The organism is Paenibacillus filicis (assembly GCF_038070315.1).
GTDB lineage: Bacteria > Bacillota > Bacilli > Paenibacillales > NBRC-103111 > Paenibacillus_G > Paenibacillus_G filicis.
The window spans coordinates 36,277-53,973 of record NZ_JBBPCC010000026.1 but is presented as its reverse complement, the minus strand read 5'-3'; the positions used below and the strand labels follow the sequence as shown (position 1 = coordinate 53,973).

Annotated in this window: 17 protein-coding genes; 4 read left to right on the top strand and 13 right to left on the bottom strand. The window is 58.3% G+C overall.

The window, feature by feature from the left end:
* The first annotated feature begins 9 nt into the window (after positions 1 to 9).
* The 4 genes from WMW72_RS29750 (at position 10) to WMW72_RS29735 (ending at position 2,765) form a co-directional block, all read left to right on the top strand.
* On the top strand, positions 10 to 1,125 hold the full coding sequence (locus tag WMW72_RS29750; protein WP_341419211.1) for a polysaccharide deacetylase family protein: 1,116 nt from the start codon (positions 10 to 12) through the stop codon (positions 1,123 to 1,125).
* Between the two features lie 86 nt (positions 1,126 to 1,211).
* Entirely contained in the window at positions 1,212 to 1,427 is a 216-nt protein-coding gene (locus WMW72_RS29745; protein WP_341419210.1) for a hypothetical protein, read from the top strand.
* Positions 1,428 to 1,569: 142 nt separating this feature from the next.
* Positions 1,570 to 2,016, top strand: a complete 447-nt coding sequence (locus WMW72_RS29740; RefSeq protein ID WP_341419209.1) for an Rrf2 family transcriptional regulator — start codon at positions 1,570 to 1,572, stop codon at positions 2,014 to 2,016.
* Between the two features lie 110 nt (positions 2,017 to 2,126).
* Positions 2,127 to 2,765 (top strand): NAD(P)-dependent oxidoreductase, encoded by a 639-nt coding sequence (locus tag WMW72_RS29735; RefSeq protein ID WP_341419208.1) that lies wholly within the window; start codon positions 2,127 to 2,129, stop codon positions 2,763 to 2,765.
* Between the two features lie 226 nt (positions 2,766 to 2,991).
* On the opposite strand, the gene dmpG is transcribed toward WMW72_RS29735, so the two are convergent.
* The 13 genes from dmpG to WMW72_RS29670 form a co-directional block, all read right to left on the bottom strand.
* Positions 2,992 to 4,008, bottom strand: a complete 1,017-nt coding sequence (dmpG, locus tag WMW72_RS29730; protein ID WP_341419207.1) for a 4-hydroxy-2-oxovalerate aldolase — start codon at positions 4,006 to 4,008, stop codon at positions 2,992 to 2,994.
* Positions 4,008 to 4,904 (bottom strand): acetaldehyde dehydrogenase (acetylating), encoded by an 897-nt coding sequence (locus tag WMW72_RS29725; RefSeq protein ID WP_341419206.1) that lies wholly within the window; start codon positions 4,902 to 4,904, stop codon positions 4,008 to 4,010. The genes dmpG and WMW72_RS29725 overlap by 1 nt, the downstream gene beginning before the upstream one ends.
* Before the next feature lie 22 nt (positions 4,905 to 4,926).
* Positions 4,927 to 6,141 carry a UxaA family hydrolase gene (locus WMW72_RS29720; RefSeq protein ID WP_423227618.1) on the bottom strand — a complete coding sequence of 405 codons (1,215 nt, stop codon included), beginning with the start codon at positions 6,139 to 6,141 and terminating at the stop codon, positions 4,927 to 4,929.
* Complete coding sequence (locus WMW72_RS29715; RefSeq protein WP_341419205.1) at positions 6,089 to 6,400, bottom strand: UxaA family hydrolase; 312 nt, start codon at positions 6,398 to 6,400, stop codon at positions 6,089 to 6,091. Before WMW72_RS29715 ends, WMW72_RS29720 begins: the two co-directional genes overlap by 53 nt.
* Before the next feature lie 132 nt (positions 6,401 to 6,532).
* Entirely contained in the window at positions 6,533 to 7,510 is a 978-nt protein-coding gene (locus WMW72_RS29710) for a sugar phosphate isomerase/epimerase family protein (protein WP_341419285.1), read from the bottom strand.
* Between the two features lie 143 nt (positions 7,511 to 7,653).
* The gene (locus WMW72_RS29705) at positions 7,654 to 8,673 is read right to left on the bottom strand and encodes a Gfo/Idh/MocA family protein (protein ID WP_341419204.1); all 1,020 of its coding nucleotides are present in this window, start codon (positions 8,671 to 8,673) and stop codon (positions 7,654 to 7,656) included.
* Positions 8,674 to 8,729: 56 nt separating this feature from the next.
* On the bottom strand, positions 8,730 to 9,980 hold the full coding sequence (locus tag WMW72_RS29700) for a nickel pincer cofactor-dependent isomerase, group 22 (RefSeq protein ID WP_341419203.1): 1,251 nt from the start codon (positions 9,978 to 9,980) through the stop codon (positions 8,730 to 8,732).
* Positions 9,981 to 10,014: 34 nt separating this feature from the next.
* The gene (pdxA, locus tag WMW72_RS29695; protein ID WP_341419202.1) at positions 10,015 to 11,010 is read right to left on the bottom strand and encodes a 4-hydroxythreonine-4-phosphate dehydrogenase PdxA; all 996 of its coding nucleotides are present in this window, start codon (positions 11,008 to 11,010) and stop codon (positions 10,015 to 10,017) included.
* 117 nt (positions 11,011 to 11,127) lie between these two features.
* Positions 11,128 to 11,958, bottom strand: coding sequence for a carbohydrate ABC transporter permease (locus WMW72_RS29690; RefSeq protein ID WP_341419201.1), 831 nt, complete (start codon positions 11,956 to 11,958; stop codon positions 11,128 to 11,130).
* A complete protein-coding gene (locus WMW72_RS29685) occupies positions 11,958 to 12,836 on the bottom strand; it encodes a carbohydrate ABC transporter permease (protein ID WP_341419200.1) in 879 nt (292 codons plus the stop codon). Before WMW72_RS29685 ends, WMW72_RS29690 begins: the two co-directional genes overlap by 1 nt.
* 90 nt (positions 12,837 to 12,926) lie before the next feature.
* Entirely contained in the window at positions 12,927 to 14,213 is a 1,287-nt protein-coding gene (locus WMW72_RS29680) for an ABC transporter substrate-binding protein (protein WP_341419199.1), read from the bottom strand.
* A 100-nt stretch (positions 14,214 to 14,313) separates the two neighbouring features.
* A complete protein-coding gene (locus WMW72_RS29675) occupies positions 14,314 to 15,888 on the bottom strand; it encodes a response regulator transcription factor (protein ID WP_341419198.1) in 1,575 nt (524 codons plus the stop codon).
* Between the two features lies 1 nt (position 15,889).
* Positions 15,890 to 17,635, bottom strand: a complete 1,746-nt coding sequence (locus WMW72_RS29670) for a sensor histidine kinase (protein ID WP_341419284.1) — start codon at positions 17,633 to 17,635, stop codon at positions 15,890 to 15,892.
* Positions 17,636 to 17,697: the final 62 nt, after the last annotated feature.

The following is a 17,697-nucleotide window of genomic DNA, read 5'->3' as shown; positions in this document are numbered from 1 at the left end:
GTTTTTTTGTTGCCACGAGCATTGAAGCGCTGGGCCTGCATCGTCGCGGGCTGCCTGCTGCTTACCGCCTGCACATCCCTTCCCGCGCCTTCAGGAGCGCCTCTGCCCGCTTCTCCAGATGCAGCGGCTGCTCCACTCGAAGAGCGATTGTCACGCAGTCAAGCCGTTCCTGACGAGCGCCAAGCCGGTTCCGCTCTTGAGCAGCCGAGCGCCCACCAGCCGGCTCCTCCTACAGGTGAATCCAAAGGCCGCTCCAGCTCCGCATCAGAGTCGCTCACGCTGATCGGCCCTCCGCTGCCCGCCGGGGGAGGGGCCAAGTCGCTGCAGACCCCAGAGACGGCTCAGCTTCCGCTGTCTCCCGAGCCGCCTTCTGCTCCTGTCCCAGAGCCGGAAGCATCGGTCTCCAAGATTTCGGCTTCCAAGGGCATCAAGCAGGCCGCACAGAAAAGCTCCAAGTCCCAGGGCCTGACCTTGTCCCAGCTGGCCCGGAAATACCCGGAGTTTCTGCTGCTCCATGGGCGCTCCAGCAACCGGCAAATCGCGCTGACCTTTGACGATGCGCCTGACGCTACGTATACGCCACAAATCTTGGATGTTCTAAAGGCTCATAAGATTCGCGCCACCTTCTTCCTGATCGGCTCCCAGGCCGAGAAGCATCCGGCCATCGTAAAGCGGATTGTGCAGGAAGGCCATGTGATTGGCAATCATTCGTATTCTCATCCTTTGTTTACCAAGCTGTCACAGGATAGCTTCCAGCAGCAGATCACCAGAAGCGAGTCCATCCTGAATCCGCTCATCGGCTATACGCCCAAGCTAATCCGACCGCCTTACGGTGAAATTAGCGAAAGCCAGCTGCTCTGGGCCTCGGAGCACGGGTATCTGGTAGTCAACTGGAATGTCGATTCGCTGGACTGGAAGCAGCTGAGCGAGGCGCAAGTCATGCGCAACATTCTCGATCATGCCAAAGCCGGCTCCATCGTGCTTCAGCATTCTGGCGGAGGCCACTCTCAGAATCTAAGCGGTACGGTTCAGGCGCTGCCTAAGGTCATCGAGAAGCTGCAAGGCCAGGGCTACCGGATCGTCACGCTGCCCGAGCTGCTCCGCGTCACGAAGGGGAAAAAGTAGCGTTAGGCAGCTTCAAGCGGAGCTTTCAACGGCAAGAAGCACAGAGGCGGCTGAACCGCTCTGTGCTTCTTGTGACTCATGGGAGGATGATGATTTTTAGTATCGATTTCATTATCCACGAATACGCAAAATTTAATTTCATCGCTCGCACAACCGGTAAAGAAGACGTGGCGATGCCAGATTCAGACGGCCACAGATCGTTTTCTGGGGATTACGGCCAGATGGCTGTGAACCCCGCCCTGGGCTTTAGCCCACAGGCTTCTGGTCCATACCTGGTGTCATCCGGTACCAGCACCAGGTGAACAGCAGAGTCTGACTGAAGCCGCCCCCGGCCCAGGCTGCGCCGCTCGATCCCTTCAGCGATCACACCAGCCTGCCGGTTACCCGAGAGATTGACAACCCTATTAGTTGTAACTATAATGATTACAACAGAGAGGTGGTACCATGCAGATCAGCAGCAGGTTTTCCATTGGAGTCCATATCCTCTCCTTGCTGGCAATCAACCCAGCTGAGCACAATACCTCGGAGTGGATCGCGGGCAGTGTAGGCACGAATCCGGTTATTATTCGCCGTGTACTGGGTCAGCTCAAGAAAGCCGGGCTTGCGAATGTCCGGGCTGGCAGCGGAGGCGCCACCTTGGCGCGAGAGCTCGAAGAGATCTCCCTGCTGGATGTTTATCGCGCGGTTGATGTGGTGGAGGAAGGGAATTTGTTTCACATCCACAATCACCCGAATCCGGCCTGTGAGGTGGGTGCCAACATCGAGCAGGTGCTGCGGCTGCTGCTTTTCAAAGCGCAAGATGCGATGGAAGGCGTGCTGGCCGCGGTGACGCTGAGGGAGCTTGTAGATGTGTTGGCTCTGGAAATTAAAAAGAAGAACGCGGCCCATTAAGCGTTCTTCTCCGCCCTCGTTGTAACATATACAGTTACAACGAGTCTTGATTTGAATAATCCCCTCTCTTGTTGGTAAGTCTACATCCTATTCCATTGGAGGTTTTCGTCATGAAAATTGGAGTTATCGGAGCAAGCGGCAAAGCAGGCCGCGTCATCGCCCAGGAAGCCGCGTCCAGAGGACATGAAGTAACGGCTATCGTACGTCAAGCTGCGTCCGTAGCAGATATAGGACTGAAAGTGCTGGAGAAGGATGTCTTTCAATTGACCGCGCAGGACCTTAGCGTCTTCGACGCCGTGGTGAACGCATTCGGCGCCGCTCCAGGACAGGAGCATCTGCACGTGGAAGCCGGGCGTTCCCTGATCGCCGCGCTGCAAGGCGCCCCGCATACCCGGCTGCTGGTCGTTGGCGGAGCGGGCAGCCTCTATGTCGACGAAGCCAAAACCGTCCGTGTTGTCGATACACCCGAATTTCCGGAGCTGTACAAGGCTACGGCGCTTAACCAGGCCCAGAACCTGCAGGATCTGAAACAGAGCGAGGGCATCCGCTGGACCTTCGTAAGTCCGTCAGCCTTCTTCAATCCCGAAGGCCGGCGCACAGGCGCTTACCGGACGGGGCTGGACCATCTGTTGGTCAACTCCGGCGGAGACAGCTACGTCAGCTACGCCGATTATGCCATCGCGATTGTGGACGAGATCGAGAAACCGCAGCACGAGCAGGCTCGCTTCACGGTCGTCTCCGAAGCGTAAGCCGACTTACTGTCAGTGTAGGTTATAACAAAAACACCGCTCTAGCACCAATGAGCTGCACCTCCAATTGTTAGTTATGTCTAACAATTGGAGGTGCAGCTCGTCATGCTCCAGCGGTTTTTTGGCGATTAAGGATGCTGCTTGCTCTCTTGCTTGGTTCGACAAGCTACCGTGAACAACCTCTATCGATGCCCGCCCGTCCGACAGCTACTGCGTTATCCCCTCGCTAAGATGAGCGGCTCAGGCTCGCCGCTACATCAACGATCAGGTCCTCCTGCCCACCGACGGCCTTGCGGCGGCCCAGCTCCAGCAGGATGTCGCGCGGATCGACGCCGAAGCGCTTGCCCGCCCGCTCCGCGTGCAGCAGGAAGCTGGAGTAGACGCCGGCATAGCCCATCGCCAGGCTGCCCTTGTTGATCTCCGGCACCCGGTGCATGACCGGGGCCACCTTGTCCTCGGCGAGATCCATCAGCTTGTACAGATCGATGCCCAGGTCGACGCCCATGCGGTCAAGCACCGCCACCAGCGCTTCGGTCTGCGTATTGCCTGCGCCCGCACCGAGGCAGCGTACGCTGCCGTCGATCCGCGTCGCGCCTTCCTCGATCGCGATCAGCGTATTGGCCACCGCCAGCGACAGGTTGTTATGCGCGTGGAAGCCGATCTCGCAGGACAAAGCGCCGCGCAGCGCCTTCACGCGCTCGCGCACCTGCTCCGGCAGCAGAGCACCGGCGGAATCGGTTACGTACACCGCCTGCGCGCCGTAGCTTTCCATGAGCCTCGCCTGCTCCACCAGCACCTCGACCGGCGCCGAATGGGCCATCATCAGGAAGCCAAGCGCTTCCATGCCCAGCTCCCGGGCTGCATACAGATGCTGCGCCGACACGTCGGCCTCAGTCACATGGGTCGCAACCCGCACAAGCCCTGCGCCGAGCGCATGCGCCTGCTTCAGCTCCTGTACCGTGCCGATGCCCGGGAGCAGCAGTACCGCGATTCTCGCCTGTGTGCACGCGGCGACAGCCGCTTCGATCAGCTTCATCTCATCCACAAGTGAGCGGCCGTACTGGATCGTCGATCCGCCAAGTCCGTCGCCGTGGCTGACTTCGATATCATGAACACCGGCCTCGTCCAGGGCTCGGGTAATTGTGCTCACTTGCTCCACCGTGAATTGGTGGGCGACGGCATGGCTGCCATCCCGAAGACATACCTCCGTGATGCGAATCGGTTCGCTGCTGTTTCGCTTCATCAAATCCGCTCTCCTTCCCCCGCTTGAGCTGTGGTGAGCCGGCTGCGAGCAAACTCTTCGCCGACCTTCACCGCCGTTGCCGTCATAATATCGAGATTGCCGGCATAGGGCTCGAAGTAATCGCCAGCCCCCTCCACCTCAAGGAAAATCGTCACCCGATCCTCATCGAACAAAGGCTCCTGCTTGAGCCGGTAGCCCGGCACATAGGCCTTCACCTTGGCTGCCATCTCATGGATGGCGGCAGAGATCGCATCCCTGTCCATCCGGCGCACCTGGCAGTAGACGGTATTGCGCATCATAATCGGAGGATCGGCCGGATTGAGGATAATGATCGCCTTGCCCCGGTCCGCCCCGCCAACCTCCTCCAGCCCGCGCCGCGTCGTGGACGTGAACTCGTCGATATTGGCCCTTGTGCCAGGCCCGGCGCTGCGGCTGGAGATCGTCGCTACGATCTCTGCATAGGTCACATCCGCCACTTCATTCACCGCGTGCACCATTGGGATCGTCGCCTGTCCGCCGCAGGTGATCAGATTGACATTGGGGGCGTCCAGATGGGCGCTGAGATTGACGAGCGGACTGATGAACGGACCCCGCGCCGCCGGGGTCAGGTCGATCGCCAGCTTGCCCAGCTCCTTCAGTACCTTGGCATGGCGCACATGCGCCTTGGCTGAGGTCGCGTCGAAGACGATATCGGCTATCCCGGGATTCTCCACGATGGCTTCTATGCCGTTCGCATAAGTGGCATACCCGCGGGAGCATGCCCGCTCCAGTCCTTCGGAGGCCGGATCAATCCCAATCATCGCCGTCAGCTCGAGCAGCCCGCTCCGCTCCAATTTATACATCAGGTCCGTGCCAATATTGCCTGAGCCGAGAATGGCCGCTTTGACTTTGCTCATAGAACGTCTCTCCCTCCTGCCGTCAGAACGTAGGGCCGATGCGGTTAATGCCGAAGTCGTACTGCTTCAGAATCTCCGCCTTGGTCCTCTTGCCGTTTGCCACATCGAGCACTTCCTCATAGATGCGGTTCCCGACCTGCTCAATCGATTCTTTGCCTTCGATGATCGTGCCTGCGTTCATGTCCATATTGTCAGCCATCGTTTCGAACATACGCGAATTCGTCGCAATCTTGATCACCGGGGCGATCGGAGAGCCCGTCGGCGTGCCGCGGCCGCTCGTGAACAGCACGACCTGCGCGCCACCGGCAACCATGCCGGTCAACTGCTCGATATCCTGTCCAGGCGTATCCATCCATACGAGGCCCTTCTTCCCGGGGCGCTCCGCATAATCGATCAGCTCCTGCAGCGGACGGGTCCCGGCCTTCGCAGCCGCACCCAGCGACTTCTCCTCTAGCGAGCTGAGGCCGCCCTTGATATTGCCTGGCGTCGGGTTGCCCGTGCGGATATCGACGCCCATCATGATCGCTTTCGCTTCCATGGCCTGAATGACCTCATACACCCGCTTGCGCACCCGGTCGTCTACCGCGCGGTTCGCCAGCAGATGCTCGGCTCCGATAATCTCCGACGTCTCGGCGAGGATCGCCGTGCCGCCCCGGTCTACGAGCAGGTCGCTGACCGCTCCGACTGCCGGATTCGCCGACAGGCCGGAGCAGGCGTCCGACCCACCGCATTCCGTCGCAACGATCAGCTCGGAGATATCGCACTCCACGCGGCGCTGCATCGAAGCCGCCTGCACCATGCGAGCCGCCACCTGCGCCCCGCGGGCGATTGTCATCAGCGTGCCTCCGTTTTCCTGGATGGAGACCAGCTCGACGGGCTTGCCCGTCTGCTTCGCAATCTCATCAGCGACGCTGCGGCCCTGATGCGTCTCACAGCCCAGTCCCAGCACGACAACTCCGTAGACGTTGGGATTGCTGCCGATGCCCACATAAGTGCGGAACGTCTGCTCATAATCCACGCCTACCTGGGCACAGCCATGCTGATGAATAAATGATACCGTCCCCTGCACCAGATCCGTAATTCGTACCGCCGATTGCGTCGCACAGACGATCGTCGGCAGAATCAGCACGTGATTGCGCACCCCGACCCGACCATCCTGGCGCCGGTAGCCCCAAAACTTCGTATTAAGCTCCAACTTGATCCCCCCGTCCCCGTTTGCCATCCAGATTATGGACATGGACATGCTCTCCCGGCTGTATAGCGCGGTTCGCCATCCCGATCACTTCCGCATACTTGAGAATATCCTCGCCCTCTGCAATCGTTCTTACGGCGAATTTATGGCCGAATGCGATCGGTTCACGCAGAATCACGGTGAGATTCATTCCCTCTGTCTGCAGCTCTACAGCAGCCTCCGCCGGAATATCCTCCAGCGCCGTCGCCACATTGTCCTTCTGCTTCATCAGAATAGCCCGGTAGTTGTTATCCGTTGTACTCATGCTTCTCCGCCTCCAATCCCTCTCCAGCTTCTTCGTAATGTGCTGCTTATTCCATTTCTCGGTTTCAAGATTCTGCCGGTCTTAAGCTGTCCCACTATCTGCGGCGGGACCGTCATCGCCCAGCCCGCTCGCCTAGCTGCCGACGCTCCGGGTTCCGGGCATCACGCCCGGAGGCTCTGTGATCAGCACCTCCTGGAGAAAATGCACCGCCTTCCCAAAGCCCTCATCCAGCGACATCAGCCCGTCCTCATGCTCGATGCTGATGGCTCCGGCATAGCCGGTCATCCGCAGCGCGCTGATGATCGCCTTCCAGGTCTCGGGCCCGTTGCCGTAGCCCACTGTGCGGAACGCCCAGGAGCGCTCAGCCAGCTCCTTGTACGGCTTCGTATCGAGCACGCCGTTCAGCCGGTTATACCGGTGATGAATGGCCGTATCCTTCGCATGAAAATGATAGATCAACTTGCCGAGATGCAGGATGCACTCGACCGGGTCCATCCCCTGCCAGAACAGATGGCTTGGATCGAAATTGATCCCGACGCCCTCTCCGGCCGCTTCGCACAGACGCAGCGCCGTCTCCGTGTTGTACACCACAAAGCCCGGATGCGGCTCGATCGCGATGCGGACTCCCTGCTCCCGAGCGAAGCTCCCCATCTCCTGCCAATACGGGATGACCTTCTGCTCCCACTGCCACGTCAATGTATCGAGAAACTCCGTCGGCCATGGGCACGTGATCCAGACGGATCGCTGCGACGTTTCGGATTCGCCCGGACAGCCGGAGAAGTTTACGACTGTATCGACACCCAGCTCCTTGGCCAGCAGAATGCTGTTCACAAAGTCCTCATGATGCGCCTCAGCTATCTCCGGGTTCGGGTGCAGCGGATTGCCATGACAGCTTAACGCACTGATCGTCAGGCCGTGCCGCCTCAAGGTATCCTGAATCCTCGCGATTTCCTCCGAGTTGCCCAACACTTCCTTCGGGTTGATATGATGAGCGCCGACAAAGCCGCCCGTGGCAATCTCGACCGTCTGGATGCCCTGCTTGGCTACGTGCGCCAGCGCATCCTCCAGTGAATAAGTTCGAAACAGCTTCAAAAACAAGCCGAGCTGCATGCTTACACATCCTTTGTCATCCGTATAGTCGAGCCTGACGCGCAGCTCGCTCGTTCGTCGATTCCTTGTCCCGGAACGGGCAGGCGGGTTCGGCTCCTGCCTGGCCCGATTCAATAACTCGGTTGGGCGCGCCTTCCCACGCCTTATCCTTGATGAACGCCCAGCAGCTCACTCACCGCAAGCTTTCGTCCTCCCGCTCGGGACGACTCCACGGCGGCGCAGGTCAGGGCGAAGCTCTTGATATTATCCGCGAGCGAAGTAAGCGGCTCGCGCCCGTCGCGTACGGCTTCCATGACATCGTTCAGCGACGACTCGCGGTCGCCGTACGCCGCCTCCGGCAGCTCGACCTCGGATGACGCTTCCGCTCCCTCCGGCCACAGCAGCAGCCGGTCGTCGCTCAGCTCAAGCATCCCACGCTCCCCGTAGACGCGGATATCACCATTCCAGGTCGTTTCCCGGCCCCGGCTCACCCAGCTGCCGAAGTAATTCACCTGCACGTCATCCTCGAACCCGATGATGACGCTGGCTGACGGATTGCCGTTGAACCAGCTCCAGTGCGGCCGGAAGCCCTGGGCGTACACATCGAGCGGCTCCTTGTTCAGCACAAACCGCATCAGGTCAAAATGATGGAGCGACATATCCTCCAGCAGTACCTCATCCATCTCGTTACGCCAGCCAGCTACCTGATGAGCCCGTCGAAACGCATACTCGATATAGCCGACCCGGCCGATGGCCTGCTCCTGCAGCAGCTTCCGCAGCGTCTGGATACACGGCCTCCAGCGGTAATTCTGGCTGACCGCTATCTTGCGGTCGTATTGCCGGCTACGCTCATAGAGCTCGGCCGCCTCGCTGAACGTATGCGTCACCGGCTTCTCCAATAGCACATGCAGTCCCGCCTCCAGCGCCTGCAGCGCGAGCGCCTTATGCGTCGACGGCGGAGTGACGATCAGCGCGATATCCGCTTGCACCGCCTGCAATGCGCTTTCCAGACTAGCGAACAGCCGATCCTCAGGCAGGCCGGTGATAGCTGCTGCCGCCACAAGATTATCCGGTACCACATCGACGACTCCGGCTAGCTCGGCCTGCCCGCTGCCCAGCAGCACCTTCAGCCATGACTGCCCAAAGCGTCCTGCTCCGATCTGAATAACCTGAATTTTACCCATACCGTTGCCTCCCTCTTGCTGTTGAACTTCCCTGTTGAACTTCCTTCTTGAACTCGTTATATAAAAACACCGCGCTCGTCGAACTTCATCTCCTCCAGCTCGCCGGTCACTTCCACATGCTCCAGCTCCACAATTTCCGGCAGCAGTGCCTCCGATACATACATGTGCTCGATATGCAGCGTATTGGCGATGCGGATGACCCGCGCCTGCTCCGGCACGACGCCCCAGCTGCAGCGCAGCGCCGTCTTCATCGCCTCCAGGTCGCTCGCCACGACGATCGGGATCATCGCCCGGTGAAGGAACGTGCTCGTGATCACATTTTCATTGGTCTTGTGAAAATCGATCTTGTCGAACAACCGCTTCGTCGTCAGATCGGCCAAGCCGATGCCAAGCGCGTTGCCCTGCGTCTCCTCGCTCAGATCACCGGCGACGATATAGCGGATCGCGGGCGTCTTGGGCTCCTGCTCCCCGAGGATGCGCATCCGGCCGATAATATTCGTATCCATGCCGGTGCCGCTGTAGCTTTTGCCGATGCGGTCGACATGCAGCACATCCAGCTGCTGAACCGGCAGCTTCGGCATCAGCGAGGCCGACAGCTTGAGCAGCTCGCGCTCCCGCTCCTCGATCTGCGGAGTCGGCACCGCCTCGATCTTCGCCGTCTGCTCGTAGGCATTCTCCACGATGCCGATACCGCACAGAATGTTCGCCTTGGCAAATACGACCCGGGACACCTCCGGCATATAATCGCGGATCCCCCGTATCCCGTAATCATGCAGAGCCAGCGCCTGCTTATGCTTGCCCAGGCCGATGGCAGCCATCTTCATAATGCCGCTCTCGATGCCGATCGGCGACTTGAAGTCCGTGTGCACCTTCACCCGGCCAATCACGATAATGCCGTCGCCCTCCGATGCGTGGCGGTCGATATAGACCGGGATACCCCGCTCCGTCTCGCCGATCTGCACGACCTCCATCGACGAGAGGATCGGCACCTCGCAGTACGCCTCGGTGACCCCGAGGCTGGCCAGCACCTTTACCTGGCCCTCTGCCGTCGCCCCGCCGTGGCTGCCCATCGCCGGGATGATGAAGGGCTCTGCGCCGAGCGACTTCAGCTTGTCGGCTGTCGCCTTAAGGATCAGCGCGATATTCGCGATCCCCCGGCTTCCCGCGGTCAGCGCGATCCGCATACCCGGCCACACCGCCAGTGCGATGCCCGCACGGTCCAGCTGTGCGCTGACCTCACCCTCGATATCCGTCAGCGCCGGACCTTCGAACCGCTGACGGATCGGCGCCATTTTAGGCAGCTTCATCTTCGCTTCCTCCTTCCGTATTGACCCTGCCGTCCTACAGTCCGATCAGCTTGACAGCCAGCTTCATCGCATGCTCCATCGCGCCCGGATCGGCCGTTCCCCTGCCAGCGATATCGAAGGCCGTTCCATGCGCCGGAGTCGCGATCACGACCGGCAGCCCTCCGCTGACGGTGACGCCTCGGTAGAAGCCCATCAGCTTCATCCCCGTCTGCGCCTGGTCATGATACATCCCGACGAGGCAGTCGAACAGGTCCGTCTTCAGCCGCAGGAAGATCGTATCCGCAGGATATGGGCCTTCCGCCCGAATGCCCTGCTCCCGGGCCTCCTGCACCGCAGGACGAATCTCCTCGATCTCCTCCATCCCCATCAGGCCGCCGTCTCCGGCATGCGGATTGAGCGCGGCGACCGCGATACGCGGATTGTCGATGCCCGCCTTGGTCAAGGTGCGGTGCGCGAAGCGGATGATCTGACCGACGCGTTCCTGGGTCACCAGGCCGCTAACGTCCTTGAGCGGAATATGCGAGGTGACCCGCGTCACCCATAGATCATCCATCACATTGATCTCGCTGAAGCCCTCCTTGCAGCCGAGCAGCGATGCGAAGAAATGCAGCTCGTCCTGGAAGTGGAAGCCGCCCTTATGCAGCGCCTCCTTGTTGATCGGCGCGTAGATGACACCGTCCAGCTTCTTCTGCTGCGCCTGCTCGAGCGCATAGATCAGCGTCTCCCCCGTCGCCTGACCGGACCGTAGCGACAACTGCCCCGGCGTGTACTCCTCAGGGGACAGGTTGCCCAAGTCGATGAAGCTAAGCTCCTCCGGCGCTTCAGCCGCCTGGGCTGCATCCGTAATCGTGCGGTATGGCAAAGCCTCCCCGGCAACCTCCTGCCCTTGCTTCAGCACGCGCTCATCCCCGATCAGCACCCAGGTGGCGAGTTCGCGTATTGCAGGGTTATGCAGCGCCTTGACGGCCAGCTCCGGGCCGATCCCCGCCGCATCGCCCAGAGTAACTCCTATGACCGGTTTCGTTTTCATATCCATCACGGCTCCTTCGTGTTCTTGCGAATGATCCAACTTCATCGGATTTATGTGTACCGTCTGTATCCCTCGGATAGCTAAAGCAGCCCCATACCATACCTACCCATCCTATATTTAACCTTTGACCGCCCCGGCTGTAATGCCTTGAATGATATATCGCTGCATCGCCAGGAAGAAGACGATCACGGGTACAATCGCCATCGTGAGCGCTGCGAGCGCCAGATGCCATTGGTTCGTATATTCGCCGAAGTAGACGTAGGTCGCGAGCGGAATCGTCTGATTCGCCTTACCTGTCAGCATAATGAACGGCAGCAGGAAGTCATTCCAGATCCACAACGTATGCAGAATCGCAATCGTCGTCGTAATCGGCACAAGCAGCGGTAGCAGGATACGGAAGAACACGCCCACTGTACCGCTTCCGTCGATGGTGGCCGCTTCCTCCAGCTCCAGCGGAATCCCCTTGATAAAACCGTGGTACAGAAACAAAGCGAGCGGAATGCCGAAGCCCCAATACATCACCACCATACCGGGCAGCGAGTTAATCAGGTTCAAATCCCGGGCGACCCTCACCAGCGGAATCATCATCGTCTGGAACGGAATGACCAGCGAGGAGAGAATCAGCAGGAAGATCACATGACTCACGACCCCTGGACGCCGGACCAGCTGATAAGCGGCTGCCGAGCTGATGAGCAGAATCCCGAGCACGCTGCCGACCGTGATAATCAGGGAGTTGGCGAAGACCCCAGGAAAGTTGACCTGCTTCCAGACGATCGAGAAATTATGAAAGCTAAAGTGCTTCGGCAGCGCAGCCGTAGACGCCAGCACCTCGTTGTAGTCCTTGAACCCGTTCACGAAGGTCAAGTACAGCGGGAAGAAGAACAAGACGCCCAGTGCGATCATCGCCAGCTCGAGCAAGAATTTGCTGCCATTGTAGCGGGTGTTCATTACATCTCCACCTCCTTGCGCTTCATAACGAACACCTGGACGACCGTAATCGAGGCCAGCACGACGAAGAACACAACGGCTTTGGCTGAAGCATACGTATATTCATTTTTGGTGAAGGCGTCCAGATAAATATGCAGTGCGAGCGATTCTGTCGATCCGAACGGCCCGCCCTTCGTCAGGGCGAAGTTCAGGTCGAACACCTTGAAGCCATGTGAGATGCCGAGAAACAGGCACACCGTCATCGCAGGCATGATCAGCGGAAGAATGATGCTGCGCAGCCGGTACCAGCGGCCTGCCCCGTCAATTTGCGCCGCTTCCAGCAAATCTGCCGGTATCCCCTGCAGCGCTGCCAGGTAAATGACCATCAAGTAACCCGCGTAATGCCACACGCTGACGAGAATGAGCGCCCAGAAGGCATAGTCCGGCAGGCTGAGCCAGTTTTTCTGGAAGATCTCGATGCCGGTGATGCTGGCGATTTGGGGAAAGCCCTGCGTGATAATAAATTGAAAAATAAATCCGATAATCAACGAGCCCACGACATGCGGCAAAAAGAATACCGTTCTCAATAGGTTTTTGGTTTTGAGCGCCATATTCAAGATAAAAGCAAGCGCAAAGCCGGCAACATTCGCGAGAATCGTACTGACGAGCACATATTTCAGCGTAAAGGAGAAGGATTTCATAAACTCCGTATCGGTGAGCAGCCGCTCGTAATTCCGCCAGCCGGCCCATTTGATCGTGCTGCTGATCCCGTTCCAATCCTGGAACGAAAACACAATCGCTCTCAGAAACGGCCAGATGATAAACAAAGCGAAAAACAAGACAGCCGGGGAGACAAAGGCGATATAGATCAACAGCTTTCTAGTTTGCGTTCGTGACATGAATATACTCCTTTTCCCCGTTATCCACGCTGTGCCGCTGCCGCCCGCTGGGGCTGACACCAGCGGCGCAGCGGCTAGCCTGCGTAGCTCTTACTTTTTCAACGCGGTATTCCACGATTTCTGTACTTCCTCGAGCGCCTTCTCTCTCGTTAATTGCCCGCCGACATAGGCCTGCAGCGCCTTGGTGAACTGGACATCCATGCCGGACGGCCAGAGTGCGTACGCCCAAGGAATCGTCTGGTTGTTCTCCACATACACGCTCATATCCGTAGCCAGTGGACCGAGCTCCTTGGTCGCCTTCAGATCCTTGAAGGCTGGGATCAGATGCATGGACTCTACGAGGTACTTCTGTCCGTTCTTATGCAGCCAGGTGAGAAATTTCTTCGCTTCCTCCAGCTGCTTGGAATCCTTGTTGATCACGTAGTAAGTCGGAATATCCACCGGCAGCTTCGTGTCGCTCGGGTTATCGGTCAACGGCACCGCGAACATGCCGAAGTTGAGGTTCGGGTTCGCTTTATTAATCAGATCGATCGTCCAGACGCCCTGTTGCATCATCGCCGTCTTGCCTGCTGCAAAATCCGCCACCTGATTATCGTAGCTGACACCGACTGATTCGGCGCCCCGGCCGTACTTGGCGGTCATGTCCAGCAAGTCGAAGAAGTTATTCATCAGCGGCACATCCTGCACCTTGGCCGTTCCCCCGCTGATATTGCCGATCAGGCCGGTCGGGTCCTTCGCATAAGCGAACGGCAGGTTAAACAGATTGCGTCCCAGCACGAAGTATTCCTTGTACGCTTCGGAGTATGATTGGATCCCCGCCGCCTTCAGCTTCTCATTCGTTTCCTTGAGCGCGGTGAGCGTCGTAGGCACCTTATCGATACCGGCCTTGGCGAACAGATCCTTGTTATAAATAAATCCGTAGCCCTCCAGCGCCGTCGGGAAACCCAGCTTCTTGCCGTTAATCGTCATGCCTGGAAGCGCGTAATCCATCACCTGGCTCATCCAGGGCTCATTGGACAGATCAAGCAGCCGCTCGCTCCAGTCCCGGATGCCGCTGAAGCTCTTGGTGAAGAAAATATCCGGCTCGTCCCCGGAGGCGAATCTCGTCTTCAGCGCCGTGTCGAGGTCGCGGACGACTTGGACTTCAATATTGACGTTCGGATGCTCCTTCGTGTAATCCGCTGCCATCTGCTTCACTTGGTCCGTAACCTCAATCTTGCCCTGAACCAGCTTAAGATTGACCTTCGGCGGAGCCGATGGGGCGGATGAAGCGCCTTTATCCGCCGGAGCGGGGGCTGGCTGTCCGCCGCCCGCACAGCCGGACAGCATCGAAAGCGTTACCAAAACAGAGGCTGCTAGAAACATGCTCTTCTTCATGGATGATCCTCCTACAGGGTTGAGTGGGTGACTGGCTATGTCTTTATTGTAGAGAATCGGGCCTTGGAACGGCATGGAATATCCTCGCCAAAACAAGGAATTATTTCGCCTCATGAAGTTTGCGGTACGGTGAGGGAGACACCCCCACCTGCTTCTTGAACACCTTGCTGAAATAATTCTCATCCTCGTAGCCGAGCTGATTCGCAATCTCGGCGACGGAAAGACTTGTACCGGACAGCATCGACTTGGCCCGCTCGATCTTCAGATCGGTCAAGTACATCACGATCGTTTTCTGATAGGTATCCTTGAATTTCTTGGATATATACTGGGGGCTGAAGTGGAACTGCTCCGCAAGCAGCGTCAACGTAATTTCTTCATAGAAATGCTGATCCAAATAATCCTTGATCTCTTCGATACTATGACTGGCGCCGGACTTCTGATAGAGGCTGTCCATCAGCAGATGCATCTGGCTGATGAGCACCCGTCTCCATTCATCCAGGTCGTTGATCCACAGCGGGAGGGACAGAGACTGCGGGGGCAGGCTGGATTCGGAAGCCAACCGGCTCCAACGCCCGAGCAGCAGATTGGCCTCCATCGTGCATTCCTGCAGCTCCCTCAGGCGCAGCGAGCCCCTCCGCCGCAGCGCGTCCGCATGCTTATTCACCAATTCCGCCGCAAAGGCCTTGTTACAGGCTTCAATCGCCTTGCGGAGCAGGAACTGCTCGCTCGCCAGATGAGGGAGTTCACCGCTCGGCGCCCCTCCATTCCGGCTACTGCCGGTCAGCACATCGCTGTCCAGCAGACCCCGCCTCGCTTCGCCGATGACGGTATGGATCTCCTCCAGCCCGGCCACCGCCGGGGTCGTTCCGACCAGCATCTCCAGGCGCAGCGTGTGCCGCCAGGCCTGCTTCAGCCGCTCCAGGTAAAAGGAATGGCCAGCTCCCTGCAGCCCCGCAGCCGTTCCTTCCATGAACAGCAGCCACTGGTAATCGTCCAGCCGGCACAGATAGCTCGGCACGTCGCTTCCAAGCGCGTACAGCGCGATATTTTCCAATGCGAACGAGAACAGCTCGTCATCCATCATGAACCGCTCGTTTAACACCTCCAGCCGGTTCTTGGGCAGCAGCAGCACCGCCCTCAGCGGCTTGCCTCCCAGCCCACACTTCTCCGCCGTGCTGCGAATCGAGGAGGTCAGCGGCACCTCGCCCCGGAAATACGCCGCCAGCTTCTTCTCGCCAAGCACCGCCTCCGCCCTGCGCACGAGGAAGTTGCGGTCGACATCAACCTGCTTCAGGTCCGCCGCCTCCCGCCACGCCTGGATCGCCTTCTGCAGCGCCTCCTCCACATCCTTGCGCCGGAACGGCTTCAGAATATAATCCACGCCGTTGGCCCGGATCGTCGCCCGGGTGTATTCGAAATCCCCGTACCCGCTGATGACGATGACCTGAGTATCCAGCCCTTCCTCACGGATTTTCTCCAGCAGCTCCAGCCCACCCATCAGCGGCATCTTCATATCGCAGAACATCACGGCGGGCTGACTGCGCTTCAGCAGCTCCAGAGCTTCCAGGCCGTTCGCCGCCATCAGCCGCTCCGTCACGCCGTAGCTCTCCCAAGACACAGACAGATCGATACCCTCCCGGACATGCGCTTCGTCGTCGACTATCAGAACCTTCATGCTAATTCCCCTCCTGAGATGAAATGACAAGTACAATTTCCGTTTGTTCATAAGGCCGGCTGACAATCTCCCAGGTGAACGCCTCCCGGTACTTGAGCCTAAGCCGCTGCAGCACATTAATCAATCCGATGCCCTCCTGCTCCCCTGGCGGCGACAGCTCCTTCTCGAACCGCTGCTTGAGGTGCTGGATGGTGGATGGATCAATCCCCTTCCCATTGTCGATAATCCGGATCACCAGCGAATCTTCCAGCGTAATGTCCAGCCAGATGGAGCCTTGCCCGCTCCCGTCCTCGATACCATGCACGATGCTGTTCTCAACCAGCGGCTGAAGAATCATTTTCGGTACGAGCACCTGAGCTGCGGCCGGCTCGCATTGAATCGTATACGTCAGATGGTCCTTAAACCGAGTCTCCTGCAAGGACAGATAATCCTGAATATGATCGATTTCCATCTGCAGCGTGACGGTTTCGGTATCCAGATCCATGCTGTAGCGGAGGATCGCGCCGAGCTGCGAGATTTTATCATTGATTTCGACGATCTGATGGCGGAGCGCCTCGGTCCCGATCCATTGCAGCGTGTTGTACAGAAAATGCGGGTTGATCTGCGCCTGCAGCATCTTGAGCTGAGCCGTCGACAGCTCGATCCGCTGCTGGTATTCACGGATGATCATCTCCTTGAGATTCCGTACCATCGTCTGGAACCTCAGCTCTAGAATGCCGAGCTCGTCTTCACGCGTCTTGAACCGCTCGACATCGAACTGGCCGATTTCTACACGGATCATATTGCGGATGAGCCGCTTGATCGGGGCAATGGTCGAATACGTGAGGATGAACGTAAATAGAATGACGAACGCCACCGCTATGAACTGAATCGCGATCGAGCGGTCGAGCGTTTGCCTCGCGGTCTGGTTGATGAATGAGGACGGGATGAACTTGACGATGGTGAGCGGTGTACCGAGATAGCTGTCGGTGACGGCCAGAAATACGCCCGGCTTTCCTTGAAACTCTCCGTACCAGTGGCCTCTGGGCTCTCCGCTCTCGGACCGACGAAGACTCGTGCCCAGCGAACGCGCATCAACCGTCTCATCGGACGTGTAGATCATCTGCCCGTCTCCCAGGAGCATGAATAATTGCTCATGCGTCTGGTCAAGGAGCTGCGCACCGATCCGGCTTATTTCCTCCATAGAGAAGCAGATCGACAGCAGCCCCAGCACCGTGGACTTCGGATAATCGATCAGCTTGCGGTGGACGATCAGAAAAGCGCTTCCATTCAAGCGCTGCGTCTCGTAGCTCGGCAGAACACCCCAGTCCTCCTGACTGCGGGAAGGAAGCTTAAGCTGGGGGGACACACCCCAGACAGCAGGGTTTAATTTGACATACTGCTGGCCGCTCATCGCACTGAAGTAATTCACCAGCTTGATCTCCGGCCGGCTGTAATATAAGGAATCGACCTGCCGGTCGATGTACACCGTATGTTCGGCCCCGGGCTTCTCCAGCCACATGTAGCTGATCAGGCTCTGATCGTAGTACCAGGAGACGGACGTTTGATTCAGCTCCTGCAGGTACCGCTTCAGGTTATCCAGGCCGATATTCATCGTCTTGCGGTTCAACTCGATCAGATTCTCCTCTAGCGCAGCGGACGTCGAGCGGTATGAGATCAGATTCGAGCAGATAAAGGGAATGACGGTAGCAAGCAGAATCCATACGAGCATTTTGACTAGCAAGCTGCGCTTATACATGTTGGCCACCCATTCCAAGTTAGTTTTGAAAGCGTTTTAATATTATAGCAAACTCGTTTCATCAAAGTTAA